At 48.9% G+C, this 26748-nt stretch carries 23 protein-coding genes and 2 riboswitches; of the genes, 21 read left to right on the top strand and 2 right to left on the bottom strand.

All coding sequences use genetic code 11. From position 1 onward, the window contains the following. Positions 1-11: 11 nt before the first annotated feature. From DW931_RS05430 to eutH, 13 genes are all read left to right on the top strand, one after another. Positions 12-1010, top strand: a complete 999-nt coding sequence (locus DW931_RS05430; RefSeq protein ID WP_118468407.1) for a HemK/PrmC family methyltransferase — start codon at positions 12-14, stop codon at positions 1008-1010. A gap of 18 nt (positions 1011-1028) precedes the next feature. Beyond that, complete coding sequence (gene prfA / locus DW931_RS05425) at positions 1029-2105, top strand: peptide chain release factor 1 (protein WP_118468405.1); 1077 nt, start codon at positions 1029-1031, stop codon at positions 2103-2105. A 31-nt stretch (positions 2106-2136) separates the two neighbouring features. Beyond that, the gene (locus tag DW931_RS05420; protein ID WP_022360603.1) at positions 2137-2625 is read left to right on the top strand and encodes a deaminase; all 489 of its coding nucleotides are present in this window, start codon (positions 2137-2139) and stop codon (positions 2623-2625) included. Then, on the top strand, positions 2594-3373 hold the full coding sequence (locus DW931_RS05415; protein WP_118468403.1) for a class B sortase: 780 nt from the start codon (positions 2594-2596) through the stop codon (positions 3371-3373). The genes DW931_RS05420 and DW931_RS05415 overlap by 32 nt, the downstream gene beginning before the upstream one ends. 288 nt (positions 3374-3661) lie before the next feature. Beyond that, entirely contained in the window at positions 3662-4555 is an 894-nt protein-coding gene (gene rfbA / locus DW931_RS05405; protein WP_022360600.1) for a glucose-1-phosphate thymidylyltransferase RfbA, read from the top strand. A 14-nt stretch (positions 4556-4569) separates the two neighbouring features. Further along, positions 4570-5592, top strand: a complete 1023-nt coding sequence (rfbB, locus tag DW931_RS05400) for a dTDP-glucose 4,6-dehydratase (RefSeq protein WP_118468399.1) — start codon at positions 4570-4572, stop codon at positions 5590-5592. Continuing rightward, positions 5592-6446 carry a dTDP-4-dehydrorhamnose reductase gene (rfbD, locus tag DW931_RS05395; protein WP_118468397.1) on the top strand — a complete coding sequence of 285 codons (855 nt, stop codon included), beginning with the start codon at positions 5592-5594 and terminating at the stop codon, positions 6444-6446. The genes rfbB and rfbD overlap by 1 nt, the downstream gene beginning before the upstream one ends. Before the next feature lie 179 nt (positions 6447-6625). Beyond that, a complete protein-coding gene (gene glmM / locus DW931_RS05390; protein ID WP_107001396.1) occupies positions 6626-7978 on the top strand; it encodes a phosphoglucosamine mutase in 1353 nt (450 codons plus the stop codon). A gap of 3 nt (positions 7979-7981) precedes the next feature. Then, the gene (gene greA / locus DW931_RS05385) at positions 7982-8485 is read left to right on the top strand and encodes a transcription elongation factor GreA (RefSeq protein ID WP_022360596.1); all 504 of its coding nucleotides are present in this window, start codon (positions 7982-7984) and stop codon (positions 8483-8485) included. Between the two features lie 29 nt (positions 8486-8514). After that, a complete protein-coding gene (locus DW931_RS05380; RefSeq protein ID WP_117796070.1) occupies positions 8515-9027 on the top strand; it encodes a nitroreductase family protein in 513 nt (170 codons plus the stop codon). 342 nt (positions 9028-9369) lie between these two features. Further along, positions 9370-10533 carry an SEC-C metal-binding domain-containing protein gene (locus DW931_RS05375; RefSeq protein WP_207664439.1) on the top strand — a complete coding sequence of 388 codons (1164 nt, stop codon included), beginning with the start codon at positions 9370-9372 and terminating at the stop codon, positions 10531-10533. Positions 10534-10554: 21 nt separating this feature from the next. After that, the gene (locus tag DW931_RS05370; protein WP_118468395.1) at positions 10555-11847 is read left to right on the top strand and encodes a 2-hydroxycarboxylate transporter family protein; all 1293 of its coding nucleotides are present in this window, start codon (positions 10555-10557) and stop codon (positions 11845-11847) included. 90 nt (positions 11848-11937) lie between these two features. Next, entirely contained in the window at positions 11938-13020 is a 1083-nt protein-coding gene (eutH, locus tag DW931_RS05365; protein ID WP_107001400.1) for an ethanolamine utilization protein EutH, read from the top strand. Between the two features lie 157 nt (positions 13021-13177). Here the strand turns inward: eutH and hypD are convergent, their stop codons facing one another. Together hypD and DW931_RS05355 are read right to left on the bottom strand one after the other, a co-directional pair. Beyond that, positions 13178-15625, bottom strand: coding sequence for a trans-4-hydroxy-L-proline dehydratase (hypD, locus tag DW931_RS05360; RefSeq protein WP_117796067.1), 2448 nt, complete (start codon positions 15623-15625; stop codon positions 13178-13180). 5 nt (positions 15626-15630) lie between these two features. Next, on the bottom strand, positions 15631-16551 hold the full coding sequence (locus DW931_RS05355; RefSeq protein WP_118468393.1) for a trans-4-hydroxy-L-proline dehydratase activase: 921 nt from the start codon (positions 16549-16551) through the stop codon (positions 15631-15633). A 587-nt stretch (positions 16552-17138) separates the two neighbouring features. Then, positions 17139-17260: riboswitch (molybdenum cofactor riboswitch) on the top strand. Between the two features lie 128 nt (positions 17261-17388). On the opposite strand from DW931_RS05355, the gene DW931_RS05350 reads away from it, so the two are divergent. The 8 genes from DW931_RS05350 to DW931_RS05315 all read left to right on the top strand — a co-directional run bounded on the left by DW931_RS05350 (position 17389) and on the right by DW931_RS05315 (position 26721). Further along, on the top strand, positions 17389-18309 hold the full coding sequence (locus DW931_RS05350; RefSeq protein WP_022360332.1) for a substrate-binding domain-containing protein: 921 nt from the start codon (positions 17389-17391) through the stop codon (positions 18307-18309). A gap of 209 nt (positions 18310-18518) precedes the next feature. Further along, positions 18519-19202: an ABC transporter permease gene (locus tag DW931_RS05345; RefSeq protein WP_022360331.1), complete on the top strand. Its 684-nt coding sequence runs from the start codon at positions 18519-18521 to the stop codon at positions 19200-19202. Continuing rightward, positions 19189-19899, top strand: coding sequence for an ABC transporter ATP-binding protein (locus tag DW931_RS05340; RefSeq protein WP_107001403.1), 711 nt, complete (start codon positions 19189-19191; stop codon positions 19897-19899). The genes DW931_RS05345 and DW931_RS05340 overlap by 14 nt, the downstream gene beginning before the upstream one ends. A 142-nt stretch (positions 19900-20041) precedes the next feature. Beyond that, a riboswitch (molybdenum cofactor riboswitch) is annotated at positions 20042-20182 on the top strand. A 249-nt stretch (positions 20183-20431) separates the two neighbouring features. After that, on the top strand, positions 20432-21661 hold the full coding sequence (glp, locus tag DW931_RS05335) for a gephyrin-like molybdotransferase Glp (RefSeq protein ID WP_118468391.1): 1230 nt from the start codon (positions 20432-20434) through the stop codon (positions 21659-21661). A gap of 74 nt (positions 21662-21735) precedes the next feature. Then, positions 21736-23643 carry a molybdopterin biosynthesis protein gene (locus DW931_RS05330; RefSeq protein WP_118468389.1) on the top strand — a complete coding sequence of 636 codons (1908 nt, stop codon included), beginning with the start codon at positions 21736-21738 and terminating at the stop codon, positions 23641-23643. 13 nt (positions 23644-23656) lie between these two features. Further along, entirely contained in the window at positions 23657-24109 is a 453-nt protein-coding gene (locus DW931_RS05325) for an MOSC domain-containing protein (RefSeq protein ID WP_118481929.1), read from the top strand. After that, positions 24109-24495 carry a 4Fe-4S binding protein gene (locus DW931_RS05320; protein ID WP_022360326.1) on the top strand — a complete coding sequence of 129 codons (387 nt, stop codon included), beginning with the start codon at positions 24109-24111 and terminating at the stop codon, positions 24493-24495. Before DW931_RS05325 ends, DW931_RS05320 begins: the two co-directional genes overlap by 1 nt. Before the next feature lie 15 nt (positions 24496-24510). Then, positions 24511-26721: an aldehyde ferredoxin oxidoreductase C-terminal domain-containing protein gene (locus tag DW931_RS05315; RefSeq protein ID WP_207663584.1), complete on the top strand. Its 2211-nt coding sequence runs from the start codon at positions 24511-24513 to the stop codon at positions 26719-26721. Positions 26722-26748 lie beyond the last annotated feature (27 nt).

Raw genomic sequence — 26748 nt, 5'->3', positions numbered from 1 at the left:
GGGATGAGTCGATGAGCGAGGAAAACGGAAGAACAGACCTGACCTGGAGAGAACTGTTGGATGAGGGCGGCGCGCGCTTAAGTGAGGCGGGTGTGCCGGACGCAGGGACGGATGCCTGGTATCTGATGGAAGCGGCGTTCGGGATTGACCGGGTGCATTATTATCTGGATCAGAACCGTCCGATCCATGCGGAACGCCTGGAAAAGGGCTATGGGCGCTATCAGGAAATGCTTCAGAAACGGGCAGAGCGCATTCCACTGCAGCAGATTCTGGGAATGCAGGATTTTATGGGAATGACATTTTCTGTCGATGAAAATGTCCTGATTCCGCGCCAGGATACGGAGACGTTAGTTGAGCGGGTTCTTCGGGATTACCCGGAAAAGGATCTGAAACTTTTGGATATGTGTACCGGATCCGGCTGTATCGCGATCAGCCTTGCCGTGCTTGGCGGCTACCAGAACATGACGGCGGTGGATATTTCCGAGGCGGCGCTGCGCGTGGCAAAGAAAAATGCGAGACGTCTCTTTTTGATTCAGAAGGGAACTGCGCGGTCAGAATCGTTTCAGGTATCGGAGGATCCGTGGTGCATCCGCCTGAAAACGTGGCTGGCAAAGGGACCGCGCCTGCAGGCAGAGATCGAGGAACACAGCCTGACACTTTTGCAGAGCAATCTGTTTCAGGCGGTGGAGGCGGATGTCATGTACGATGTGATTGTGTCGAATCCGCCGTATATCCCATCGGCGGTGATCGACGGTCTGGAACCGGAGGTACGCGACCATGAGCCGCGGCTGGCGCTGGACGGCAGCGAGGACGGTCTGTATTTTTACCGGGTTCTGGCGCTGGAGTGCAGCAAACATCTGAACAAGGGCGGCTGCGTATATTTTGAGATAGGATATGACCAGGCGGAGGCGGTCAGCCGGATACTGACCATCGCCGGGTATCGGGAGATAGAAGTGATAAAGGATGAGCCGGGGCTTAACCGCGTGGTAAAGGCACGGTGGAACCGTTAGACGATAGAGGAGGATATCATGTTTGACAGATTGGATGATTTGCTGATCCGTTATGAAGAGCTGATGGAAGAGCTCGGCAGCCCGGAAGTGGCAAGCGATACAAATCGTTTCCGCAAGCTGATGAAGGAGCAGTCGGATCTGGCTCCGATTGTGGAGGCATATAAAGAGTATAAGAAGGCAAAACAGGACGTAGAGGACAGTCTGGCGCTTCTGGATGAGGAATCCGACGAGGAGATGCGCGAGATGGCGAAGGAAGAGTTAAATGCTGCGAAAAAGCGCATTGAAGATCTGGAGCAGGAATTAAAAATTCTGCTTCTTCCGAAGGATCCGAACGATGAAAAGAACGTTATCGTCGAGATCCGTGCAGGTGCAGGCGGCGATGAGGCGGCATTATTTGCGTCCGAACTGTACCGTATGTATGTGCGCTTTGCAGAGCGCAACCGCTGGAAAACTGAGCTTGTCAGCGTCAGTGAAAATGGAATCGGCGGTTTCAAGGAGGTCGTTTTCATGATTACCGGCCAGGGCGCTTACTCCAAGATGAAGTACGAGAGCGGTGTCCACCGTGTACAGCGTGTGCCGGAGACCGAGTCCGGCGGACGTATCCATACCTCGACCGCGACGGTTGCCGTGATGCCGGAGGCAGAGGATGTGGACGTTGTCATCGATGATAAAGATATCCGTATTGACGTTATGCGTGCGTCCGGAAACGGTGGACAGTGTGTCAACACGACTGACTCCGCGGTACGTCTGACCCATATTCCGACCGGTATCGTGATCTACAGCCAGACTGAGAAATCGCAGTTACAGAACAAGGAAAAGGCGTTCCGTCTTCTGCGTTCCAAGCTATATGATCTGGAGCTGGAGAAACGCCAGAACGAGGAAGCGGCAGAACGCCGCAGCCAGATCGGTACCGGTGACCGTTCCGAGAAGATCCGTACCTATAACTTCCCGCAGGGACGTGTGACCGAGCACCGCATCAAACTGACCTTGTATAAGATCGATTCGATCATGGACGGCGATCTGTATGAGATCATTGACAGCTTAATTGCAGCCGATCAGGCGGCGAAGCTGGCGAAGATGAATGAGGGCATCTAAAGAATTAGAGAAAACGGAAGGGGGATCCTATATGGAAAGAAGAGATAAAGTCAATTATTATTTGGATCTGGCGGAAATGGTTTCGCAGCGGAGTACCTGTCTGCGAAAGCACTACGGGGCAGTGATTGTGAATAACGATGAGGTTATCTCGACCGGCTATGTGGGCGCCCCGCGCGGACGGAAAAACTGTTCCGATATCGGTCGCTGCATCCGCGAGGAGCTTCATGTGCCGCGCGGCGAGCGGTACGAGTTGTGCCGCAGTGTCCATGCCGAGGCAAATGCCCTGATCAGTGCCTCCAGAGAGCGCATGATCGGCGCGTCGCTGTATCTGACCGGTGTCGATGCGAGAACCGGCGGGTATGTGGAAAAATCGAGCTGCTGTTCGATGTGCAAGCGCATGGTAATCAATGCCGGAATTGAACATGTCTATATCCGTGATACGAAAAATGAGTACCGAAAAGTCGATGTAGAAGATTGGATCCGCGAAGATGAATCGCTGGAAGGAAAATTTGGGTACTAAGAAGCGCACAGGAGACGGCGCTGCCCGCTGGGCACGCCGCATCTTCTGTGCTTTTTTGATCGTGATTGGATGTCTGGTTTTGGCGGATGGTGTGGGGGATGCGGTTAGAAGGGCGGAAAACAGAGATTCACAATCTGAAGGAAATGTAGAGCAGAATTTATCTGGAAAATCTGATTCAGATGCGTCAGAGCCGATATGGCAGCCAGATTTCGCAGCCTTAAAATGCCAGAATGCCGACGTCATCGCCTGGATTCGCATTCCCGGTACTCACATCGACGAACCGATTGTCCAGACAACCGACAATGAATCGTACCGCAGCATCGGGCTGGATGGAAAACCAGATCCAGCCGGGACTGTCTTTCTGGACTGCGAGAGTGCACCGGATGCATCGGATTTTCATTCGATTTTTTATGGGCATCATATGAAGGACGGAAGTCGGTTTTCCGAGCTGATCCGCCTGAAAGACGAAGATTTCTTCCAGAAGCATCGGACGGCTTATCTCTATTTCCCAGATGGGAAAAGGCGGACACTCCGTCTGATTGCAGCGCTCACTGCGGGCAGTCAGGGGGAACGGCGTAGGACGGAATTTGCGGATCGGTCGGAGATGAATTCTTATATAGAAGAAATGACGGAGGGATGCCGGTTTCGCGAACTGCCAGACGGGGAGGTTTCCCACTTGTATTCCTTTGTGACGTGCAGTTATGAATTTGCGGATGCGCGGACGATTGTGTATGCAGTGGATGAGTGATGCTCATAGATTGTACGTTACTGTTCACGTATACGTGCCCAGTAACGGAATTTGCCGTGGCTCCGCATTTAAATACGGCAAATTCCTGCTGCCACCACGTTTTCTTACGGCACTTTCGGTTCCAAAAGTGCCTACCCGTGAACAGTTACGATTGTACAATGCAAGAAAGAAGTGTAAGGCAAATAAATTTGCAAGCAGCAGGCAAATGTGGTATATTACTTATAGTGATGAGATCTGCCTTTTTTTAGAAAAGAGGCGTGAAAATAAAACATATGAGGAGAACAAGATATGAAGGGTATCGTTTTAGCAGGCGGTTCAGGCACACGCCTTTACCCGCTGACACGCGTAACTTCCAAACAGCTGCTTCCGATTTATGACAAACCGATGATTTACTATCCGATCTCCGTTCTGATGAACGCGGGAATCCGGGATATTCTGATTATTTCGACACCGGATGACACACCGCGTTTTAAGGAATTGTTGGGCGATGGACATCAGTTTGGTTTACATTTAAGCTATGCCGTGCAGCCAAGTCCGGATGGACTGGCACAGGCATTTATCATCGGCGAGGAGTTCATCGGGGATGATTCCGTAGCGATGATTCTGGGTGACAATATTTTCCAAGGTCAGGGACTTGTGAAACGCCTGCGTGCTGCCTCTGCCAAGAAAGAGGGCGCGACTGTATTCGGCTACTATGTCGATGATCCGGAGCGCTTCGGTATCGTAGAATTTGACGACCAGGGCAAGGCGATCTCCATCGAGGAGAAGCCGGAGAAACCGAAGTCCAATTACTGTGTAACGGGTCTGTATTTCTATGACAACCGGGTAGTAGAGTATGCGAAACAGTTAAAACCGTCTGCCAGAGGCGAGCTTGAGATCACCGATTTGAACCGCATCTATCTGGAAAATGGCGATCTGGATGTCATTCTTCTGGGACAGGGCTTTACCTGGCTCGATACCGGTACACATGAGTCCTTAGTTGAGGCAACCAATTTCGTTAAGACAGTAGAGACCCATCAGCACCGCAAGATCGCGTGCCTGGAGGAGATTGCGTACTTAAACGGCTGGATCAGCAAGGAAGAAGTGCTGGAGGCATACGAGGTATACAAGAAAAACCAGTATGGCAAATATCTGAAAGACGTACTGGATGGGAAATATGTTGATAAAATACATCAGAATTAAAAGGAGTTAAAACAATGAAGATTATCGTGACAGGCGGAGCCGGATTCATCGGCGGAAACTTCGTACACCATATGGTAAATAAATACCCGGAGTATCAGATCATCAATCTGGATCTTCTGACCTATGCGGGCAACTTAGAGACACTGAAACCGGTTGAAAACAAACCAAATTACAAGTTTGTACACGGCGATATCGCAGACCGCGACTTCGTGTCTAAGCTCTTCGAGGAAGAAAAGCCGGACATCGTAGTAAACTTTGCAGCAGAGAGCCACGTAGACCGTTCCATCACGGACCCGGAGGCATTTGTCCGTACCAATGTCATGGGAACGACCACCCTGCTGGATGCCTGCCGCACCTATGGAATTAAACGTTATCATCAGGTATCGACCGATGAGGTATACGGCGATCTGCCGTTAGACCGCCCGGATCTCTTCTTCACGGAGACAACCCCGCTTCATACCTCCAGCCCGTACTCTTCTTCCAAGGCGAGTGCGGATCTGTTTGTACTGGCATACCATAGAACCTACGGACTTCCGGTGACAGTATCCCGCTGCTCCAACAACTACGGTCCATATCATTTCCCGGAGAAGCTGATTCCGCTGATGATCAGCCGTGCGCTGGCAGACGAGGAACTTCCGGTATACGGCGACGGCGCGAACGTCCGCGACTGGCTGCACGTATCCGATCATTGTGAGGCGATCGATCTGATTCTCCACAAGGGACGCGTCGGTGAGATTTACAACATCGGCGGACACAATGAGAGGACCAACCTGGAGGTTGTCAAAACCATCCTGAAAGCGCTGGACAAGCCGGAAAGCCTGATCCGTTACGTCAAGGATCGTCCGGGTCATGACCGCCGTTATGCGATCGATCCAACCAAGATCGAGACAGAGCTTGGCTGGAAGCCGAAATACAATTTTGACACCGGCATTCGTCAGACGATCGACTGGTATCTGAACAATCAGGACTGGTGGAAACACATTTTAAGCGGTGAGTACAGCCAGTACTTCGAAAAAATGTATGGAGATAGATTATAATGAGAGTATTAGTGACAGGCGTTAAAGGCCAGCTTGGCTATGACGTGATGAATGAGCTGAAAAAACAGGGTCTTACTGGCATCGGTGTGGATGTCGATGAGATGGATATTACCGATGCAGAGGCATGCCGCCGCGTGATCACCGAGGCAAAGCCGGATGCAGTGATCCACTGCGCTGCATATACTGCAGTAGACGCAGCGGAACAGAACATGGAACTCTGCCGTAAAGTCAATGCAGATGGAACGAGAAATATCGCTGAGGTCTGCAAAGGTCTGGACATCAAAATGATGTACATCAGCACCGATTATGTATTCAACGGTCAGGGCACCCGCCCGTGGGAGCCGGATGACCACCGGGAACCACTCAACGCCTACGGTCAGTCGAAGTATGAAGGCGAGCTGGCAGTCGAGGAGCTGGTAAAGAAGTTTTTCATCGTTCGTATCGCGTGGGTATTTGGCGTGAACGGCAAGAACTTCATCAAGACGATGCTGCGCGTTGGCAAAGAGCGCGGGGCAGTCAGTGTTGTGGATGATCAGATCGGTTCCCCGACTTACACATACGATCTGGCGCGTCTGCTGGTTGATATGATTCAGAGTGACAAATATGGTCGTTACCATGCGACGAATGAGGGACTTTGCAGCTGGTATGAATTTGCAGTTGAGATCTTTAAGCAGGCGGGCATGGATGTCAAGGTGACGCCGGTCAGCACTGCTGAGTATACAGCTGCTTATCCGGGTCAGGCAAAACGCCCGATGAACAGCCGGATCAGCAAAGAAAAACTTTTGGACAACGGATTTGAGCGCCTTCCGTCTTGGCAGGATGCGGTAGGTCGCTATCTGAAAGAAATTCAGTAAAAGATGTGCAATCAGACATAGAAAGCAGCAGCGGCAGAAAGTGTGAAGCGCCGTTGGCTGCAGGATTTTCTTCAGGTTGGAATCAAAATCGTAGAAGGTCATGTATGTTAGTGGGGGATTTCCATAAATGTACATGACCTTTGGACTCTGTATTTGATGATGTAGGAGGAACTCTCAAAATGGGTAAATATTTTGGAACAGACGGATTCCGCGGCGAGGCAAATGTGACGCTGACCGTGGAGGACGCCTATAAAGTAGGTCGTTTCCTGGGCTGGTACTATGGACAGAAGACGAAAGCAGATCGCTGCCGGGTTGTGATCGGCAAGGATACGAGACGCAGCAGCTATATGTTTGAGTATTCACTGGTATCGGGACTGACCGCTTCCGGCGCAGATGTCTATCTGCTTCACGTGACAACTACTCCGAGTGTATCGTATGTTGTACGCACCGAGGAGTTTGACTGCGGTATCATGATCTCCGCAAGCCACAATCCATACTATGACAACGGAATCAAGGTCATTAATGGACGCGGCGAGAAACTGGAGGAGGAGACGATCGAGAAGATTGAGTCGTATCTGGATGGCGAGATGGGCGAAATTCCATTTGCCAAACGCGATGCGATCGGACGCACCGTTGACTATGCGGCGGGACGCAACCGCTATATCGGTTATCTGATTTCCCTGGCAACACGGTCTTTCAAAAATATGCGGGTAGGTCTTGACTGTGCAAACGGAAGCGCTTCCGCGATTGCGAAAAACGTATTCGACGCACTGGGCGCGGAGACACACGTCATCAACAACACGCCGGATGGTCTGAATATCAATACAAATTGCGGTTCCACCCACATCGAGGGACTGCAGAAATATGTGGTTGAAAATCATCTGGACGTTGGATTCGCTTATGATGGAGATGCGGATCGCTGCCTGGCAGTGGACAGTGAGGGCAAGCTGGTGGATGGCGACAAGATCCTCTATGTATGTGGAAAATACATGAAAGAGCAGGGCACGCTGGTCAACAATACGGTTGTCACCACGGTTATGTCGAACTTCGGTCTTTATAAGGCATTTGAGCGCGAGGGCATTTCTTATGAGAAGACGGCGGTTGGCGATAAGTATGTCTATGAAAATATGTCCCAGAACGGTCACTGTCTGGGAGGCGAGCAGTCGGGCCATATCATTTTCAGCAAGCACGCGACGACCGGAGATGGCATTTTGACATCATTAAAGCTGATGGAAGTGATTCTGGAGAAGAAAGAGACACTTGCAAAGCTGGCTGATGAGGTGCAGATTTATCCGCAGGTTCTGAAAAATGTCAGAGTCAAGGATAAAGAGGCGGCGCAGGCAGACCGCGACGTGCAGGCGGAGGTTCAGAAGGTATCGGATGCGTTGGGCGATACCGGTCGAATCTTAGTTCGTCCGAGTGGTACAGAGCCGCTGATCCGCGTGATGGTCGAGGCACCGACGGATGAAATCTGCGGAAAATATGTAGCACAGGTTGTAGAAATGATAGAAAAAAAGGGACTGGCAGAGTAAGACATGAGAGAGCAGCTGACAGAAAGTGATGTAAAGAAGATTCAGGAAGAGATCGACCATCGGAAGCTGGTGGTCCGCAAAGAGGCGATCGAGGCGGTCAAGGAGGCGCGCGCACAGGGTGACTTGAGCGAAAACTTCGAATATTATGCTGCTAAGAAGGATAAGAACCGGAATGAAAGCCGTATTCGCTATCTGGAAAATATGCTGAAGCACGCTAAGATCGTATCGGAAGAATCCCGCCCGGATGAGGTCGGAATGAATGATACGGTTACTCTGTATTTTGAGGATGACGACGAGGAAGAAGTATACCGTCTGGTAACGAGCATCCGGGGCAATTCCCTGGAAAACCGGATCAGCATCGAGTCGCCGCTCGGAAAAGCGATCGAAGGACACCATGTGGGTGACCAGGTGGAAGTGAAGGTCAACGATAAGAGCAGCTATGTGGTGGAGATCCGGAAGATCGAGAAAACGGGAGAAGAGGATTCGGATCGGATTCGTAGTTATTAGTTGCAATACAAAGGAGAGTTTTGATTACTATGAAATTTGAAGAATTATGTGATGCACGTTATTCACTTCGTAAATTTGACAGCCGCCCGGTTGAGGCGGAAAAATTACAGAAAGTGCTGGAGGCAGGACGCAAAGCCCCGACGGCACATAACTTACAGCCACAGCGCTTTTTCGTGATGCAGAGTGAGGAGGCTCTGGCGAAAGCGGATGCATGTACGGCGTGTCATTTTCATTCGCCGGTTGTGATTGTAGCAGCCTATGATCCAGAGATTTCCTGGAAACGGGAAGAGGACGGGAAAAACCATGGAGAGATCGATGTGACATTGGCGGTTTCCCAGATGATGCTGCAGGCAGCAGAACTGGGACTGGGAACAACGTATGTTGGTATGTTTAATCCAGAAAAATTGCTGGAGCAGTTCCCAGAGATGAAGGGCTTACAGCCGACGGCCTATCTGCCGCTTGGATATCCGGCAGAGACAGCTCATCCGTCCAGGCTGCATGCAGATCGCAAGCCGCTAGAAGAGTTGGCGGTATTTCTGTAAAATATAGACAATCCGTAACTATTCAGTACCTTCACAGTCACGCGCAAAAATCCATTAAAAATTGCCTGCGGCAATGGGATTTTTGCCTGCTGGCCCATGTTTTCGTACGGTCAGCGCAGTAAATGCGCAGACCTACTGAACAGTTACGACAATCCTTTATTTACCATAATCCTTAATCGATACAGTCTGTTTCCTGAGAAGTTTGGAGACAGGCTGTATTTTTGTGTAATGTCAATGATGCGCACTCGCGCGAAGCAGAAATATGTAACGATATATCTTGCAATCCATGTGCATTTAAAAGTATAATAAAAAAATATGAAGAGAAGCATGAAACGATGTAAGATGAGAAAAGGAAATTGTATGTTATTAAGAGAATATTTAAAAGAATGGACCAAAGAAGACTTATTAAACGAAGCAAGAAGCTACGAGTTAAAGAACTGTTCCCGACTTAAAAAGGATGACCTGATTGACCGAATTGTAGAATATTTAACGACGGAAGAGGCACTCCGGGGTAGACTTTCATGCCTGACGAAAGAGCAGATGGTGCTTTTTTGCAAAGCCTGTACCGAGCCACAGAAAATTTCTGCAGAAGAGATTATGGATGGAATGCAGTTATATAAATACATACTTGGAAGTTTTGAGAAAGTGAGTGACTGCTTTACTGTCTTTGAAGAGATTGCACAGGGTTTTAGCGGGATTGACGATGAGGCATTCCGGGCGGTTCAGAGCAAAAAAGGCTGGCTGATGAAGTGTATCAGCTTCTTTATCGATTATTATGAGATTGCGCCGCTGGAAATTTTGTATGAACTGTACAAATTGAAGGTGAAAGGCACGATCGAAGAAATGATCGGGATGCTGGAGGAAATGCCGGAGGACATCACAGAATCCTGCATTTTCCCGATGGAGAAACTGGGAATGCAGGACCTGCCGAAAGAGAATCCGCTTTATTCCGAGAGGGGCTTGTATGTACATCTTCCAGTTTTTGAGGGTGATGGACTCACTGCTTTGTTGAAACAGCAGCAGAATAAAAAATTCTATATTCCGTCTGCACAGCAGTTGGATGAAATCTGTCAGAAAGGGTATGAGGCAGGGGTACTGGCTTATAAGGAGCTGGAGTCCTATTTCATAAAAAAATTGGATGTGCCGTATGAGAAAGCGGCTAGATGGTGCTTTGAGACGTGGGCCAGCAGTTATGAAGGAAAATCACCGGCAGAACTGATGAATAAGATGCATGAAGAAGGGATTGTCTTCCAGAGCGAGCAGCAGATGGGCGAATTTTTAAGACTTCTCATGGATGCGTTCAACAATACGAGAACAAAAGAAAACCGCGGAAATAAACCGTGGGAATTAAGTGAGAGAGGTATGATCGGCGGCATGCCGGCGATGGTGCCGGAAATGTCCCAGCCAGCACCGGTAACCGCGAAAAAGGTGGAGAAGATTTATCCGAATGATCCGTGTCCTTGCGGATCTGGGAAGAAATATAAGAAGTGTTGTGGAAGAAATTAATACTCAGAGGTGAAATGAAAAATGCAGCAAGAGAGGAAAGAAATATCTGGCAAAGCTAATACGATCGCTGGTTTTTCCATCCCTCTGTATCTAGGCATCCTGGCGCTGGTGGTGGTCTGTATGTATATGGACTGTCTTCCGGCAGGCTTGGTCGGCGGCATGATTGCGCTGATGGTGCTGGGCGAGGGACTCAATTTTTTAGGAAATCATACACCGGTTGTGAAAACGTACCTGGGCGGCTCGGTCATCTGTATTCTGGGGGCGGCGGTCATCCAGGCACTGGGGCTGATTCCGGAGCAGACGCATGAGATCCTGGACAATTTTGTCAACAAAGAAGGATTTCTGGTCTTCTATATCTCAGCGCTGATCACAGGAAGTCTTTTCAATATCGACCGCGGGCTTCTGATCCGCGCAACGGTGAAACTGCTTCCGACAGCTGTCATATCGCTGGCAGTCGGCGTGATACTTTCAGGTCTGCTCGGTATGGTGATGGGGGAGAGTTTTCTGGAAGGCATCCTGTATATCGGTATTCCGATGACGAGCGGCGGCATGACGGCGGGAGCAGTGCCTCTGTCGGCAATGTATTCGTCGGTTCTGGGGACGGACGCCGGACAGATCCTGACGCGGATCGCACCGGCGACGGTGCTGGGAAATTGTGTGGCGATCATTTTTGGCGGTTTAGCCAATAATATCGGCGAGCGAAAGCCATCTCTGACCGGAAATGGCTGCCTTGTCAATGACGGTCACGAAGTGAAGAAACAGCCTCCGATGAAACCGACCTTCGCACTCTTATGTACGGGACTTATCATTTCGATGGCATTTTATGAACTGGGGGCGCTCTGCCATCATTTTATTTCGATTGTACCGACATATGCGTGGATGATTGTGGCAGTTGTGATTGTGAAGGGAACGGGAATCCTTTCAGATCGCCTGGAGGACGCGGCGAGAGAGTGGGGACAGTTCGCGATCCACAGCTGGACGGCGGCGGCGCTGACTGGAATCGGAGCGACGCTGATTGATTTAAAGACGATTCTGCACACCATCACTCCATTTTATCTGCTCAGTGTCGTGCTGATTGTCGGGGCGATCACACTGACCGCCGGACTGATCGGCATCAAGATGGGATTTTATCCGCTGGAATCATCGATCGCAGCGGGGATGTGTACGACGAACATGGGCGGTTCCGGAAATGTGGCGGTGCTCAGCAGTTCGAAACGGATGGAACTGCTTCCATTTGCACAGATTGTGACGCGCTCCTGCGGGGCACTGATGCTGACGATCGGGGGTGTGCTGATACAGCTGCTGGCGAGGTAGAAAAAGAACGGTGATTGACAGAGAAATGTACCTGATAGAGGGAAAATAAGTGGAAACAGAGAAATAGGGAAAAGCTGGGAGGTACGGCTTATGAACATATTCATTGCGATCATGCTGGTGTTTGCGGCAGCCGGTCTTGTGGATGAGATGCTGGGAGGAAAGCTGGGGCTGATGCCGAATTTTGAAAAGGGGCTTGCCACCATGGGCGGTCTGGCGATGTCCACGGTCGGATTTTTTGCGATCGGAGTTACATATGTGCAGACCCACGCGGAATCGATTGCAGAGGCGGCAAAGCATATGCCGTTTGATCCGGCGCTCATTCCAAGCTGCCTTCTGGCGCCGGATATGGGGGCGCTTGGCATGGCACAGAAGCTGGCGGCGACACCAGCGCTGGCGGCATTTACCGGTGCGATGGTAGCAGGCAGTCTGGGTATGACGGTCGGATACCAGCTGCCGGTTTTTCTGGCAGCCGTTCGAAAAGATGAAATAGGAGAGCTGATGCGGGGGTTCATCTTCGGACTGATTGCCATACCGTCTGGTCTGGCGGTCGGAGGTCTGATGCTGGGTCTGCCTGTCCGTCAGCTCTTTTTTAATATGATTCCGGTGCTGGTGCTGTGCGTGGTGCTGATTGCGGCATTTGTGTTGGTTCCGAAGCTGACGATGAAGATCATGATTTTCATCGGAAATGCGATCCGTATTTTTAGTTTTCTCCTGTTTGGTGTGGCGGTCTTCGGAATTTTCATGCCGAAGTATGCGGTTGTCGAGGATGCCTTGATTGAGGAAATGCTTTTTATGGTACTCCGCATGGTCATCGCAGCGTGCGGCGGTCTGGTGCTGTCGCAGGTGGCGTTAAAACGTCTCCAAAAGCCGATCCAGCGCATCGGGGCGATCCTGGGTATCAATGAGGAGGCAGTTGTCGGACTGTTCCTTTCCTTTATACAGAGCCTTGCGATGCTGCCATTGTTTTCCAAGATGGATAAGCGCGGGAAAGTATTAAATGCCGCTTTCTCTGTGGCAGGTGCCTATGTAGTAGGCGGTCAGATGACCCTTGTAGCGTCCCTGATACCGGGAAACTGGGTAACAGCCTATATGATCAGCAAGGTGCTGTCAGGCGGATTGGCAGTTGCCCTGGCGGTTATTTGTATGAGAAGGTCAAAAATGATAACAGAGTAGAGCGGAATATCTGATATTGAGATAAGGATAAAGAAATAAGAAAGCCCCGGCAGTTTCGCTGCCGGGGCTTTCCGCCCTTTTGGGGCTATATCATTTTCATAGAAGGCATTATATGTTGAACTTAAGACTTTTAGAGTTGTCAAACTGTTGCGAGCAATTAACAGCAGCCACAGCCTCCAAAGCTCTGCTCGGTTCTCTCAATGATCTCGTTCTGAAGCGGTTTATCCAGGTTGCGGAAGTAGTCACTGTATCCAGCTACGCGGACGATCAGTTCCTTGTATTCTTCCGGATTCTTCTGAGCTTCGATCAGAGTCTGGCGGTCGATAACGTTAAACTGCATATGATGTCCGTTCATAGCAAAGTAGGAACGAATCAGAGCAGCCAGGTTGTCAATACCCTTCTCGCCTGCGATAGCAGCCGGAGTAAACTTCTGGTTCAGCAGAGTACCGCCGGTCTCACAGTGGTTCATCTTGGAGCAGGATTTAACAACTGCGGTCGGTCCGTTGATATCAGCACCCTTCTCAGGAGAGATACCCTCAGACAGAGGATTATGAGCCAGACGGCCGTTCGGAGTAGCGATCATAACATCACCGAAGTATACGTGGCAGGTGGTCGGAAGCATATCTACATGATATACACCGCCTCTGGTGGTCGGTCTGCCGGTAATATAATCTTTGTACTCATTGAATACACTTACCATGATGTCATCTGCATAATCATCATCGTTGCCGTATTTCGGAGTTTTATTCTTAACCAGGTTCAGAATGTCCTCATGGCCCTTGAAATCGTCGTTCATAGCGTCGATGAGTTCTTTCATGGTAAACTTCTGATTGTCAAATACGTTGAACTTGATAGCGGAGAGTGCATCGGAAATAGTACCGATACCAACACCCTGGATGTAGCTTGTGTTGTATCTCGGGCCGCCTGCGTTGTAGTCTTTACCTTTCTTGATACAGTCATCGGTACAGATGGAAAGGAACGGAGCCGGCATCATCTGAGAGTAGATTCTCTCGATAACCAGGTTGCCGCGCATCTTAACATCGATGATGTACTCAAGCTGTGTCTTGAATGCGTTCCACAGTTCGTCATAGGATTTGAAGTCTTCTGCCTTGCCGGTGTGCGGTCCGATCTGTTTTTTGAACATTACATCGTAGCCATCATACAGAGCGAGCTGTAAGCACTTAGGGATGTTTAAGTAACCGGTCAGCCAATAAGCCTCGGTTCCCCATGCACCGGTCTCAACACATCCGGAGCATCCAGCGTTTCTTGCATCTACCAGGGATTTGCCCTGATTTACCAGCTCCTGAATCAGCTCATCGGTATTGTAGAATGCCGGCTGGCCCCAACCCTGACGAGCGATCTCGCAAGCTCTCTTTAAGAACTTATCCGGAGTAACCTTGGAAATCTGTACGTTGGAGTTTGGCTGGTTCTGTCTCATATCTTCCATACAGTCAAGGATTAAGTAAGAAACAGCGTTAACTGCGTCTGTACCATCTTCCTTCACACCGCCGGAGTTGATATTTGCGAAGTCTACGTATGTACCGGACTCTTTTAAGGTTACGCCAACCTTAACCGGAGCCGGAGAGTTGAACAGTTTAACCCAGAGACACTCAAGAAGCTCAAGAGCTCTGGTATCATCCAGAGTACCTGCAGCGGTATCTTTCTCATAGAACGGAATCAGATGCTGATCCAGACGGCCCGGTGTAAATGCATCCCACGGGTTTAACTCGGTTGTAACGCCAAGGTGTGTAAACCAGTACATCTGAAGTGCCTGCCAGTAGGTCTCCGGTTTGTGCTCCGGAACAACGGCACAGTTAGCTGCAATCTGCTCAAGCTCTGCTTTTCTGACCGGATCCTTCTCCTCAGCAGCCTTCTCAAGAGCCAGATCATGATATCTCTTACCTAAGATAATGATAGCATCGCAGCAGATATCCATAGCGCGAAGCTCCTGCTCTTTGTCATAAGCTTCCGGATCATTGAAGTAGTCAAGATCTTTGATAGCCTGCGCGATCTCTTTCTTGTAATCGCCGTAGCCCTTGATGTAGAAGTTCTTGCCGCCGGCTGTATGGCCCGGTCCACGCTGCTCCATGAACTCGGTAAACATACCAACCTCATAGCAGTCTCTCCATTCCTGGGTCATAGCTTTTAAGAGATGCTCTCTGACTGCACGGTTCTTCCAGTACGGAATGATCTCTTCTTCCTGAAGCTTTAGATCGTCTTCGGTAACAGTGAAGTTAACCAGTTTACGATCATTCATGATGTGCATATCTTCGATGGTGTGACAGCACAGCTCCGGGAAAGTCGGTGAACACTGCGGGTCTTTGCCCTTCTCACCAACTAACAGCTCATCCTCGCCTAAGTAAAGAGTTTTTCTGGAGAAGTACTCTTTCAGAACGAGAGCTCTTAAAACCGGTACAGATACGGAACCTTCGTACTCTTTGTAAACATCGGTTTCAATTTTTGCTCTTTCCAGATCCAGATGCGGCTGGGTGGAATGGCTGATTCTTCTCAGTCTTTTAATTCTCTCGGTACATCCGCGGTCGTTGTCTTTTAACAGACCTTCTGGTGTGTTGATTACGAATGAAGTATCAATTTTCTCTGCCATTTAAATCATCCTCCTATATTGACTTTGTTGAATCCCTGTTCTTCGAACATGGACTTAAAGTGTTCCATAAGCTCGGACACCGGTACGCTCATCTCATCATCATGGTACTCCATGTCGAGGCTGGCGTATTTACCCTTTCCGATGTCATGATAAGGTAAAAGGTTTACCTGACGTGCGTGAATATTATTTTCCTTCAGGAAATGGATGACACTTTCAATGTGTTCATCGGTTGCGTTGACCTGCTGGATAATCGGAAGCCGGATGTAAAGACCAGCGCCCTCATCACTTAATTTCTTTAAGTTCTCAAGAATCAGTGAATTGTCAACGCCGATATATTTCTTGTGGTCTTCCGGATCCATCACCTTGATGTCGTAGAGAAAAACATCTACGTAAGGAAGAATCCGCTTCAGATTCTTATAATCTGTGTAGCCGCTGGTGTCGATGAAAATGCTGACACCGTTCTCGTGGAGCTTGCGACAGACTTCTTCCACATAGTCCATATGCTGGGAAGCCATAACCTCGCCGCCGGAGAGTGTTACACCGCCGCCGGACTGCTCATAGAAGATTTTGTCCTTCATCGCTTCCTTGACAAGTGCATCTACCGTGTATTCCTTACCGGCCAACTCCCGGGCCTCTGTGATGCACCAGTCGGTACAGACGCCGCAGGCGGTACACTTGGAACGGTCAAATACAATCTTGCCGTCTACGATGGAATTGGCTCCCTGTTTACATTTTGCAACGCATCGGCCGCAGGTGGTACATTTGTGCTGATGAAAAATCAGTTCCTTATAATAATGCTGACTCTCCGGGTTGTGGCACCACATGCAGCGTAAGGGACATCCCTTGAAGAAGATCGTGGTGCGGACACCATCGCCGTCGTGCGTTGAAAATTTCTGGATGTTAAATATGTAAGGAGTTTCTGCCATTCTTTCCCCCTCCTTTGCAAAAAACTAGACTGTGTTCTAGTTCTGAGTCTATAATACTACAACCATCTCAAGAATACAAGAGTAAATTGAAAAAAAAGTATTAATTTAATTTTTAACAGACGAATCTGAAAAATAATCATCCGATCACGCTGAAACAAGCGGAGTGCGGAATGACTATAAAAGAAAATTAATATAACATATAAGATACCATAGAAAAATGGGGCTTACAATCGGCAAAAATGAGGATATTATGCGTGAAAAGAAAGTGAAAATTGTAGAAAAGATAAAATGGTTTGAATATTCATAATATATAAAACAAAAACAAAAAATTAAGCACAGTTAAAAGAGCATCGCACAAATATGAAAAGGGAAAATCAAGATAGAAGTGAAAAAAGACTAAAAATCCAGAATAACAGTAGAAAAGAGCAGTAGAAAACAAAAAACAAAATAAATAAGAAGCTTGAAAAAATGAAAAAATTTCGCTCATGTGAAAGTTGCCCGGTTGACAAGAGGAATTTTGCCATGGTATAGTAAAAATGTATAAGGATGTTTCGGGAAGTATTAGAAGAACCCGGACAGCAGAAGCCAGGAAAACTATATTTCGAGCTGAAAAACCTAACACAGTATATTGTCAGGGTTTACAGCCAATGGGTATCAGGGGAAACTCGGATGCCTCCCGCATTTGGAAAGAAATGCATTGGAAAGAGAAGTAGGACCTGCTGCTTATTTAGGAAGAAAGGCAGCTGGTAAAAGGCGGCGCATCCTCTGCCAGAGTCTCGTTCCGATGAAATGTTTTTCAGCGTATTCTTAAACAAAAGAAGGGAGAAGAACAATTTCATGAAGAAGACAAACAGAATCATTGCATTGGCAATGGCGGCCATGACAGCATTGTCTATGACAGCCTGCTCCGGAAGCGCAAAAGAGACAACGGAGGCGGAAAGCGCCGCAGAGACAACCGCAGAGGCTGCTGAGGAAAGCAGTGCAGAGGAGACCAAGGAAGCATCCGGAGAGACGCTTCTGATGGCAACGACGACCAGTACCGATAATACAGGTCTTCTGGATTACTTAAAGCCAATCTTTTTAGAGGATACAGGTATTGACTTACAGTGGACGGCAGTAGGAACCGGTGATGCGATTCAGAAAGCAAAAGATGGTGAAGTCGATGTGATACTGGTTCATTCTAAAGCAAAAGAAGAAGAATTCGTGGAGAGCGGCTACGGTGTAGAGCGCTTCCAGGTTATGTATAATGATTTCGTGATCGTAGGACCGAAGGATGGTCCGATTGCAAAGACGGATGATATCAACGCTGCATTTAAACAGATCATGGACGAGCAGCTGACATTTGTGTCCCGTGGAGACAACTCTGGTACCCATAACAAGGAGACCGGAATCTGGGAGAAGCTGGGAATTACAGATTATGAGAGCAATCCAAACTATGTATCGGCAGGCGCTGGAATGGCTGATACACTGGCGATGGCAGATGAAAAAGGTGGCTACTGCCTGTCTGACCGCGGTACCTGGCTTGCCAAGAAGGCAGATTTCCCGGATATGGATATTGTATGTGAAGGCAGCAAGGAACTTTTAAACCAGTACGGCGTTATCGCAGTAAATCCGGAGAAATATCCGGATGTCAACAACGAGGCGGCGAATACGTTTATCAAGTGGATCTGTTCTCCGGAAATCCAGACGCTGATCGGTGAATACGGCGTAAAGGAGTACGGCGAGCCGTTATTCTTCCCGAATGCAGAGCAGAAATAGAATACTGCCGGATGATATGCGGCAGTGCTGGGATTAGCGTATTTAAACGAATAAAGCAGGCAGTTGAACCTTGCAGAATTTATAATGTATAAACAGGAAACCGGAGAAGGGAGGATGCACTTTTTCCGGTTTTCTGTCATTAAGAATTGAGAAAATGAGAACGCCTGCAGAACATAAGGTGTTTCAGTGGATATGCTGGGAGAAAAAATATGGGAAACCTGTTTTCAAAATTTTTTGGTACGGTCGGAGTGATAGATTCTATCCGGGTAACGCTGGTGATGTCTTTCTGGTCAACCTTGATTGCGTCCATGCTTGGAATTTTTCTGGGACTTGTGCTGGAGCAGACGAAATTTCCAGGAAAAAAGCTGGTAGTCCGCGTGAACCGGACCTTGATGGGAGCACCTCCGGTTGTCATCGGACTGCTCACATATATGCTTTTGAGAAAAAAAGGTCCGTTTGGGGCGCTTCGATGGGTATTTACGATCAAAGGAATGGTGGCAGCCCAGGTTCTGATCATCACTCCGATCGTCTGTGGAATGGTATATTCATATGCGGTCCGCACGGCGCCTTCGATCCGGGCGTTTGCCAGGACGATGGGAGCTGACCGGCATCAGACCGCGCGGCTTCTGCTGCGTGAAATGAAAAATGAAATTTATTTTGCGGTTGTGTCTGGATATGGGCGTTCCATCAGTGAGGTCGGGGCGGTCTTTCTGGTAGGTGGAAATATAAAAAACAGCACCCGGACAATGACGACTGCGATTTCAACCCTGAAAGGTGCAGGCGATTATTATGAAGGGGTATTTTTGGGAGTGATCCTGATGCTTCTGGCATTTGCGGTACAGACATTGGCAGAACATTTCAGACAGGAGGAGACACCGGATGAAAATCTCTAAGCTGCAAAAGAAGATGGGTCAGTTTACGCTTCAAATCGAGGAACTGTATCTGGAGAGCGGGAAGGTTCATGGTCTGATAGGAACCAATGGCTGCGGAAAAACAACACTTTCCAAGCTGATACAGGGGATATTGGTTCCAGATGGCGGGAGGATTGATTACGAGGGACTGACACCCCGGGATATCACGATGACAACACAGAGACCGTATCTTTTGCATGATACGGTGTATCAGAACCTGATCTATCCGCTGAAAATACGGGGAATCCGCCCAGATGAGGCGAAGATGGATGCCTGGCTGGAACGATGCGGGCTTCTGCAGAAAAAAAATCAGTATGCCCGTTCCCTGAGCAGCGGGGAACAGCAGAAATTATCATTTATCAGGGCGCTGGTATTTGACCCTGCGTTTGTGATTGTTGATGAAACGCTTTCCAATCTGGATCCTGACAGTACAGAATTGTTTGAACAGCTGATGCGGGAGCAGCAGACGAAAAATAAGATGACATGGCTGCTAATCAGCCATCAGCTGGTGCATGTCCGCAAGATTTGTGACCAGGTACATTTTATGGAGCAGGGGAATGTTCTGGTGTCTGGAACACCGGAAGAAATCCTTCTTCACCCGTCTCACCCGTCCATCCGCCGATATCTGGCTGATACAGAGGTTTCATATCGTGAAAATGAAAAAAATTCAGAAATATGAATAAAAATGCGAGGCGATTGCGCTAAATATGAAAAAAATGGAAAGAGTTTTGCTTGGGATGATTGACACAGTTTGTGAAAATGTGGTATAATTTCTGGTAGAAAATCATGAGAAAGAGAATTGTCGCACGAGAGCGGCAGTTATACAGAGTTGATTTCGAGCTTTTCTGCCTAAGCTGTGAACCGATTGACAGGATGGAAGAAAAGCCAATGGGTATCCGGGGAAACGCGGGTGCCTCCCCGCATCAGACGATGCATTGGAAAGGAATAGCTCTCGGATGACCGGGATGAAGCCCCGGAAGTTCTGGAAAAGAGCAGTAAATTCCGCCAGCCCAAGCAAAGCCTGATGTAGATAAGTGCATATCAGCAGAAAGCCATAAGAGGCAGACTGCATTATCAGGAACGGATACAGAGAGCGGAATGTTTTCTGTATTCGTTTTTCTGTTTCATTCGGAGAGGCGGTCCATGAATCAAAAGCACTTCGCATGGATGCATACCTTCGCGAAGAAGAATCATGCCGCAAGGGAGGAACTATGAAGTTATTGAAAGTTGATACGCTGGCGCAGGCGCGGGAACGTCTGCTTGAAGCGGCAAAAGAGTGCCTGCCAGAGACGGAGCGGGTTGCGCTTGCAGATGCATCTGGCTGCATTTTAGCAGAAGATATTGTCTCTGAGGAAATGATTCCTGCATTCCGCCGTTCCAGTGTAGATGGGTATGCAGTCTGTTCAAAGGACACGGCGGGCGCAACAGAAAGTATCCCGGTTTTTCTGAAGGTGCTGGAAGAAGTAGAGATAGGACATCCGGCGGTATCAAAGATTGAACCGGGTACCTGTGCCTATGTGCCGACCGGCGGCATGGTTCCGGAAGGGGCAGATGCCATGGTGATGGTAGAATACAGTGAACGGTTCGGAACAGATGAGGTTGCCCTGTATGAAAATGTTCCGTATGGAAAATGCATCGTGCTTCCGGGAGAAGATGTAAAAACCGGGGATATAGTCCTTAAAGCGGGAACCCGGATTGGCCCGGCGCAGGCGGGAACGTTGGCAGCGCTTGGCGTGGTGCAGGTGCCGGTTTTTAAACCGTGGAAGGTGGCAGTTCTATCGACGGGCGACGAACTGGTCAGGATCGATCAGGTTCCTGGACCGGGGCAGGTGCGGGATATTAATACATGGGCGCTGTCATGTTATGTGAAGAAGACAGGTCTGGAGCTTGTTTCGGCAGAGGCAGTGAAGGATGAAGAAGTACTTTTAGAGGAGAAAATCAGGGAGGCGGTCAAAGCCTGTGATTTGATTCTGATCTCCGGAGGAAGTTCCCAGGGAAAGAAAGATATGACTATGGAGATATTAAACCGCATCTCCAAGGAGGGAGTATTTACCCATGGGCTGGCACTGAAACCGGGAAAACCGACGATTCTGGGATATGATAAAGAGAAACATACGCTGTTAGGAGGACTTCCTGGGCATCCGGCAGCAGCGCTTGCCGTTTTCCATTTATTATTTGTGTGGCTCTGGAAGCAGGTAACCGGTCAGCCGGATCAACCTCCGTTAGAAGCCTTTATGACAACGAACCTGGCGGGTGCACCCGGAAAAACAACCTGCCTGCTGGTAAAGCTTCAGATGGCTCCCCAGGGGCTGGAGGCAGAACCGGTATTTGGAAAATCAGGCTTGATTTCGACGATGGCAGAGGCAGACGGCTACGTTCTGATTGATATGAATCAGGAGGGTCTGAAGAAGGGTGAGCAGGTGAAAGTATACCGTTTTTAAAATGAATTGTTTCCAGAAGAGCGGCGGAGAATAAAGGATCGGCAGAGCCTGGTGGAAACAGAATAGAGGCAGAGATGGGAAAGAGAAATTTATATCTGAATAATACACCGGTGGAGGAGGCAAAAGCCCTTTACCAGAAAGCACTGGGGGAATTATTAAGACCCAAGGCAGAATGGATTCCCGTGACGGAAAGTCTGCACCGGATTACAAAAGAGGCAGTCTATGCGAAATATTGTTCTCCGCTTTACAATGCGGCAGCGATGGATGGAATCGCGGTTGAGGCAGAGAAAACAAAAGGAGCATCGGAGCGGAAACCACTTACCCTATATCCAGGTACAGATTTTACAGTGGTGGATACGGGTGATCCGATTCACGCACCATGCGATGCAGTTATCATGGCGGAGGATCTGCTGGAGCAGGAAGATGGATCGGTGCAGATTACGGATGCAGCAGCATCATGGCAGCATGTGCGCCCGATCGGAGAAGATATCGTAGCGGGTGAGATGCTGATGCCCGGTTATCATGAGATACGCCCGATTGATATAGGTGTTCTCCTGTCTGGCGGAATTACAGAGATTGAGGTGTTGAAAAAGCCGTCGGTAGCGATTTTTCCGACGGGAACCGAAATCATAGAGCCGGGACAGGAACCCAGGGATGGGGACATCATCGAATCGAATTCGAGAGTGTTTGAGGCACTGGTAACGGAACATGGCGGTGCGCCCCATCGTTTTCCGCCGATTGCGGATGAGTATGAAACATTGAAAGAAAAGGTGGCAGAGGCAGTTGAAAAATATGACATGGTGATTGTCAATGCCGGCTCCAGTGCAGGAACCGAAGATTTTACGGTTCATGTACTTCGGGAATTGGGGGAGGTTCTGGTACACGGGGTGGCAATCAAGCCGGGAAAACCGGTAATATTGGCGATTGTCAATGGAAAACCGGTGATCGGACTTCCGGGATATCCGGTATCCGCCTATATCAACTTTGAAAATTTTGTAATTCCTGTGCTGCAGAAACTGGCAGGACGTACAGAAACAGGCGGCACGACGGTGCGGGCTGTCATATCCAAACGCCTTGTATCATCCCTGAAACATAAAGAGTATGTGCGGGTGAAGGTAGGAGAAGTGGGTGACAAGCTCGTCGCTTCTCCATTGGCGCGCGGGGCGGGAGCAGCAATGAGCCTGGTGCGGGCAGACGGATTCTGTGTGATTCCTCAGAACAGCGAGGGGGTCGAGGCGGGAGATACCGTTGACGTAGAGCTATACCGTTCCCTGGAGGAAATTGGAAGTACGGCAGTGGCAATCGGAAGCCATGATCTGATTCTGGATGTGATGGCAGATTTGCTGCCGTGTATGTACCCGGGTAATTACCTTTCCAGTACGCATGTAGGCAGTATGGGCGGTTTAATGGCATTAAAGCGGGGAGAGGCGCATCTGGCTCCGACCCACCTGCTGGATGAAGAGACAGGAGAATATAATATTGCGATCCTGAAAAAACTGTTTGCGGGTGAAAAAATGGCACTTGTCAAAGGTGTTGAGCGAATTCAGGGAATTATCGTAAAAAAAGGAAATCCGCTTGGAATCCATGAAATTGAAGATCTACGTGGTTTGAATTATGTCAACCGACAGAGAGGAGCGGGGACAAGAGTCCTTTTTGATTATAAGCTGAAGGAAGCCGGTATTTCACCGGAAGAGATTCACGGATATGACAGAGAGGCGGCAACGCATATGGCAGTGGCGGCTGCCGTGTCCGGCGGCGATGCAGACGCGGGCATGGGAATCCAGTCGGCAGCCAGGGCAATGGGACTTGATTTTATTGAGATTGGACGGGAAGAGTATGACTTTGCGATTCCAGTCAGATTTCTGGATTTTCCACCGGTACAGCATTTCCTGGCGGTTTTGAAAAGCCGGGAGTTTGCAGAGAGAGTGGAGAAGCTCGGTGGTTATGGGCTGGCAAGAACCGGAGAAATTTTATATTTATAAAAGAGGGGATTAGATGGGAGCAGTTGTGCGTGAATTATATCTGTTCCGGCAGAGGGGACAGCCGGGAGAAGCCGTGGAGAGCGCCTGGTTCCGAAGGGGGATCGGAATGGAGGGTGACCGGCATGCAGCGGGAGGTGAAAGGCAGACTTCGCTGTTGGCGGGAGAAACCCGGGACTGGATGGAGAAGCAGACAGAACCGGGACTCTGCTTCCGCCGCTACAAGGCAAACCTGATAACGGAGGGAATAGATACCACCCAGTTAAATACGGGGGATCTTCTGGCGGTGGGAGGGGCGGTGTTCCGCGTCTCCGGGTATGGAAAAAAGTGTTTTCCAGAGTGTATTTACCATGAAAAAGGAGTTTTTTGCCGCCTTTCGGCAGGAGCCATATTTTTGGAAGTGATTCGGGACGGATATGTATCTGTTTCGGATGAAATAATGAAATTAGGCAAAAAGGAGGAACTGTGATGAGACGATTAGAGAAAGATGAATCACTCTGCATTGGCTGCCACCAGTGCGAAGAAGCCTGTTCGAAGGCATTTTACAAGGTTTCGGATCCAATGAAATCCTGCATCCGCATTACCGACAAGGAGGATGGAAGCCATCATATTGCTGTGTGCACACAGTGTGGAAAATGTTCTGAAGTGTGCAATACAGGTGTGATTACGGAGGATGCGAGAGGCGTTTACCGGCTGAATAAGAAAGAATGTGCCGGCTGTCTGATGTGCGTTGGATTCTGTCCGGAGAATGTTATGGTACAGTGTGATGATTATCTGGAGCCGTCCAAATGTACGGCGTGCGGATTGTGCGTAAAAGCATGTCCGACCGGAGCGATCCGTCTGGTAGAAGAGTAAAAGGAGGAGAAAGGCATGATTAAAATGTGTGATCTTCCGCGTTATGCGGACGCAGATATGGAAGAAATCAAAAAAATGAAAGAGGCCCACACGGTTCTCAATCAGGTTACATATGAGCCAAAGCCGCTGTATCATGGATATACGGATAAGCGTCTTCGAATCAATGTGACAGATAACACCATCGATATGATCGACATTCCTCAGGAGGTCAAAGAAAAATTTACCGGCGGAAAAGGTTATTGCCTGCGTTATCTGTGGGATGCAACGAATCCGGATACAAAGTGGAATTCTCCGGAAAATGCCATCACCATGTCGGCAGGACCGATTGCCGGAATTACGCAGTACGGCGGTACCGGAAAATGCCTGGTATGCAGCATTTCACCGATGACAGATATCCCGATTGATTCAAACGTCGGCGGATATTTTGGCCCATTCTTAAAATTCTCCGGATTTGATGTGATCGAGCTGACTGGAAAAGCGGAGGAAGACGTGATTATTGTCATTGATGGCAATAAGGGAACCGTTTCAATTGAAAAAGCACCGTTAGAGCATAAAGATGCACATGTACTGGGCGAAGAGCTGACAACCATGTATGCGGAGGATGACAATGATCGCAAAAACGTGGCGGTCGTATGCTCCGGTTCGGCGGCGGATCATTGCAACCTCTCTATGTTGAATTTTACATTCTATGATCCGAAAAGAAATGTAGTCCGCTTAAAACAGGCTGGACGTGGTGGTATCGGACGTGTCTTTGCGGACAAGCACATTAAAGCGCTGGTATGCCATTTTAAAGGCGTAAAAGCAAATCTGAACCATGTATATGATATCAGTATCCTGAACCGGGATGGCCTGAAATTCCATCGTGAGGTGGCGACACAGGATGACAAACAGAATTCAATGCGTAAATCCGGAACAGCATACTCCCTGCGTATCATGAGCGATTATGATATTCTGCCGACGCGCAATTATAAATATGGCGGAACGGATAAGATCGATGAGATGGCACCGGAGGTATGGAGAAATAAATGGCTGACCCAGGGCGGAGCGGACGGATGTTGGTATGGATGTTCGATGGCGTGTGCTAAAACAGCCGATCAGTTTGAATTAAAGACAGGTCCGTATAAGGGACATAAAGTATGTGTGGATGGTCCGGAGTATGAGACAGCAGCCGGTGTTGGTCCGAACTGCGGTGTAACCGATCCGCAGGTAATCCTGGAAGTGAATTTCTACTGTGATACATATGGCATTGATACGATTTCCTTTGGCACCATGACTGCCTTCCTGATGGAATGCTATGAAAATGGTATCCTGAATAAGGAGAGAACCGGCGGTCTGGAGCTTGTATGGGGCAATGCAGAGGCGGAGCTGGAGCTGCTGCACCAGATGGCGCGAAACGAAGGCTTTGGCAAGATTGCGGCACTTGGAAGCCACAAGCAGAAAGAGTATTTTGCAGCGCAGGGCTGGGGCGATATGGATTTCATGAATGATATCGCGATGGAACAGAAGGGACTTGAATATTCAGAGTATGCTTCCAAAGAATCCCTGGCGCAGCAGGGCGGCTATGGTCTGACCAATAAGGGACCGCAGCATGATGAGGCATGGCTGATTTTCATGGATCAGGTAAATAACCAGATTCCTACCTTTGAGGATAAGGCGGAGGCGCTGTATTACTATCCGATGTTTAGAACCTGGTTTGGTCTTCTGGGACTTTGCAAGCTGCCGTGGAATGATATTGTACCGGCTGACAACAGCCTGACCGATGAACCGGCGAAGGTACCGGAGCACGTAGATAACTATCTGGATCTTTATTATGGTGTTACTGGGGTCAAGATTGATAGGGATGAGATGATTAAAATGTCCGAGCGTATCTACAATTTCCAGCGTGTTTTCAACATTCGTCTGGGCAAGGGACTGCGTGCGAACGATGCGATTCCATACCGCTCCCAGGGACCGGTTACGGAAGAAGAATATCTGTCCCGTCAGGAGCGCTACGATGGTCAGCTGGTAGAGCTGGTTGGTTTTACAAAAGAAGAAGTCGAAAAAATGTCCTTAAAGGAAAAGATGGCTGCGACCAGAAAGCACAGAGAAGGGGAATATGAGAAGCTGATTGATGCGGTATATCCGAAGCGCGGCTGGAATTTAAACGGTGTTCCGACAATTGCACATCTGAAAGAGCTTGGCATGGATCTTCCGGAGCTTTTGGAAGTAGTTGAGCCGCTTCAGTAAGACTATTCATTAATACGTTGCAGAAGG

It is taken from the genome of Clostridium sp. AM43-3BH (assembly GCF_003479985.1).
Taxonomy (GTDB): domain Bacteria; phylum Bacillota; class Clostridia; order Lachnospirales; family Lachnospiraceae; genus Otoolea; species Otoolea fessa.
This window is presented reverse-complemented; position numbering and strand designations above follow the sequence as displayed.

Coding starts and splice junctions, on each gene's coding strand:
- DW931_RS05430 (WP_118468407.1), top strand. CDS start 12: ATGAGCGAGGAAAACGGAAGAACAGACCTGACCTGGAGAGAACTGTTG.
- prfA (WP_118468405.1), top strand. CDS start 1,029: ATGTTTGACAGATTGGATGATTTGCTGATCCGTTATGAAGAGCTGATG.
- DW931_RS05420 (WP_022360603.1), top strand. CDS start 2,137: ATGGAAAGAAGAGATAAAGTCAATTATTATTTGGATCTGGCGGAAATG.
- DW931_RS05415 (WP_118468403.1), top strand. CDS start 2,594: ATGAATCGCTGGAAGGAAAATTTGGGTACTAAGAAGCGCACAGGAGAC.
- rfbA (WP_022360600.1), top strand. CDS start 3,662: ATGAAGGGTATCGTTTTAGCAGGCGGTTCAGGCACACGCCTTTACCCG.
- rfbB (WP_118468399.1), top strand. CDS start 4,570: ATGAAGATTATCGTGACAGGCGGAGCCGGATTCATCGGCGGAAACTTC.
- rfbD (WP_118468397.1), top strand. CDS start 5,592: ATGAGAGTATTAGTGACAGGCGTTAAAGGCCAGCTTGGCTATGACGTG.
- glmM (WP_107001396.1), top strand. CDS start 6,626: ATGGGTAAATATTTTGGAACAGACGGATTCCGCGGCGAGGCAAATGTG.
- greA (WP_022360596.1), top strand. CDS start 7,982: ATGAGAGAGCAGCTGACAGAAAGTGATGTAAAGAAGATTCAGGAAGAG.
- DW931_RS05380 (WP_117796070.1), top strand. CDS start 8,515: ATGAAATTTGAAGAATTATGTGATGCACGTTATTCACTTCGTAAATTT.
- DW931_RS05375 (WP_207664439.1), top strand. CDS start 9,370: ATGAGAAAAGGAAATTGTATGTTATTAAGAGAATATTTAAAAGAATGG.
- DW931_RS05370 (WP_118468395.1), top strand. CDS start 10,555: ATGCAGCAAGAGAGGAAAGAAATATCTGGCAAAGCTAATACGATCGCT.
- eutH (WP_107001400.1), top strand. CDS start 11,938: ATGAACATATTCATTGCGATCATGCTGGTGTTTGCGGCAGCCGGTCTT.
- hypD (WP_117796067.1), bottom strand. CDS start 15,625: ATGGCAGAGAAAATTGATACTTCATTCGTAATCAACACACCAGAAGGT.
- DW931_RS05355 (WP_118468393.1), bottom strand. CDS start 16,551: ATGGCAGAAACTCCTTACATATTTAACATCCAGAAATTTTCAACGCAC.
- DW931_RS05350 (WP_022360332.1), top strand. CDS start 17,389: ATGAAGAAGACAAACAGAATCATTGCATTGGCAATGGCGGCCATGACA.
- DW931_RS05345 (WP_022360331.1), top strand. CDS start 18,519: ATGGGAAACCTGTTTTCAAAATTTTTTGGTACGGTCGGAGTGATAGAT.
- DW931_RS05340 (WP_107001403.1), top strand. CDS start 19,189: ATGAAAATCTCTAAGCTGCAAAAGAAGATGGGTCAGTTTACGCTTCAA.
- glp (WP_118468391.1), top strand. CDS start 20,432: ATGAAGTTATTGAAAGTTGATACGCTGGCGCAGGCGCGGGAACGTCTG.
- DW931_RS05330 (WP_118468389.1), top strand. CDS start 21,736: ATGGGAAAGAGAAATTTATATCTGAATAATACACCGGTGGAGGAGGCA.
- DW931_RS05325 (WP_118481929.1), top strand. CDS start 23,657: ATGGGAGCAGTTGTGCGTGAATTATATCTGTTCCGGCAGAGGGGACAG.
- DW931_RS05320 (WP_022360326.1), top strand. CDS start 24,109: ATGAGACGATTAGAGAAAGATGAATCACTCTGCATTGGCTGCCACCAG.
- DW931_RS05315 (WP_207663584.1), top strand. CDS start 24,511: ATGATTAAAATGTGTGATCTTCCGCGTTATGCGGACGCAGATATGGAA.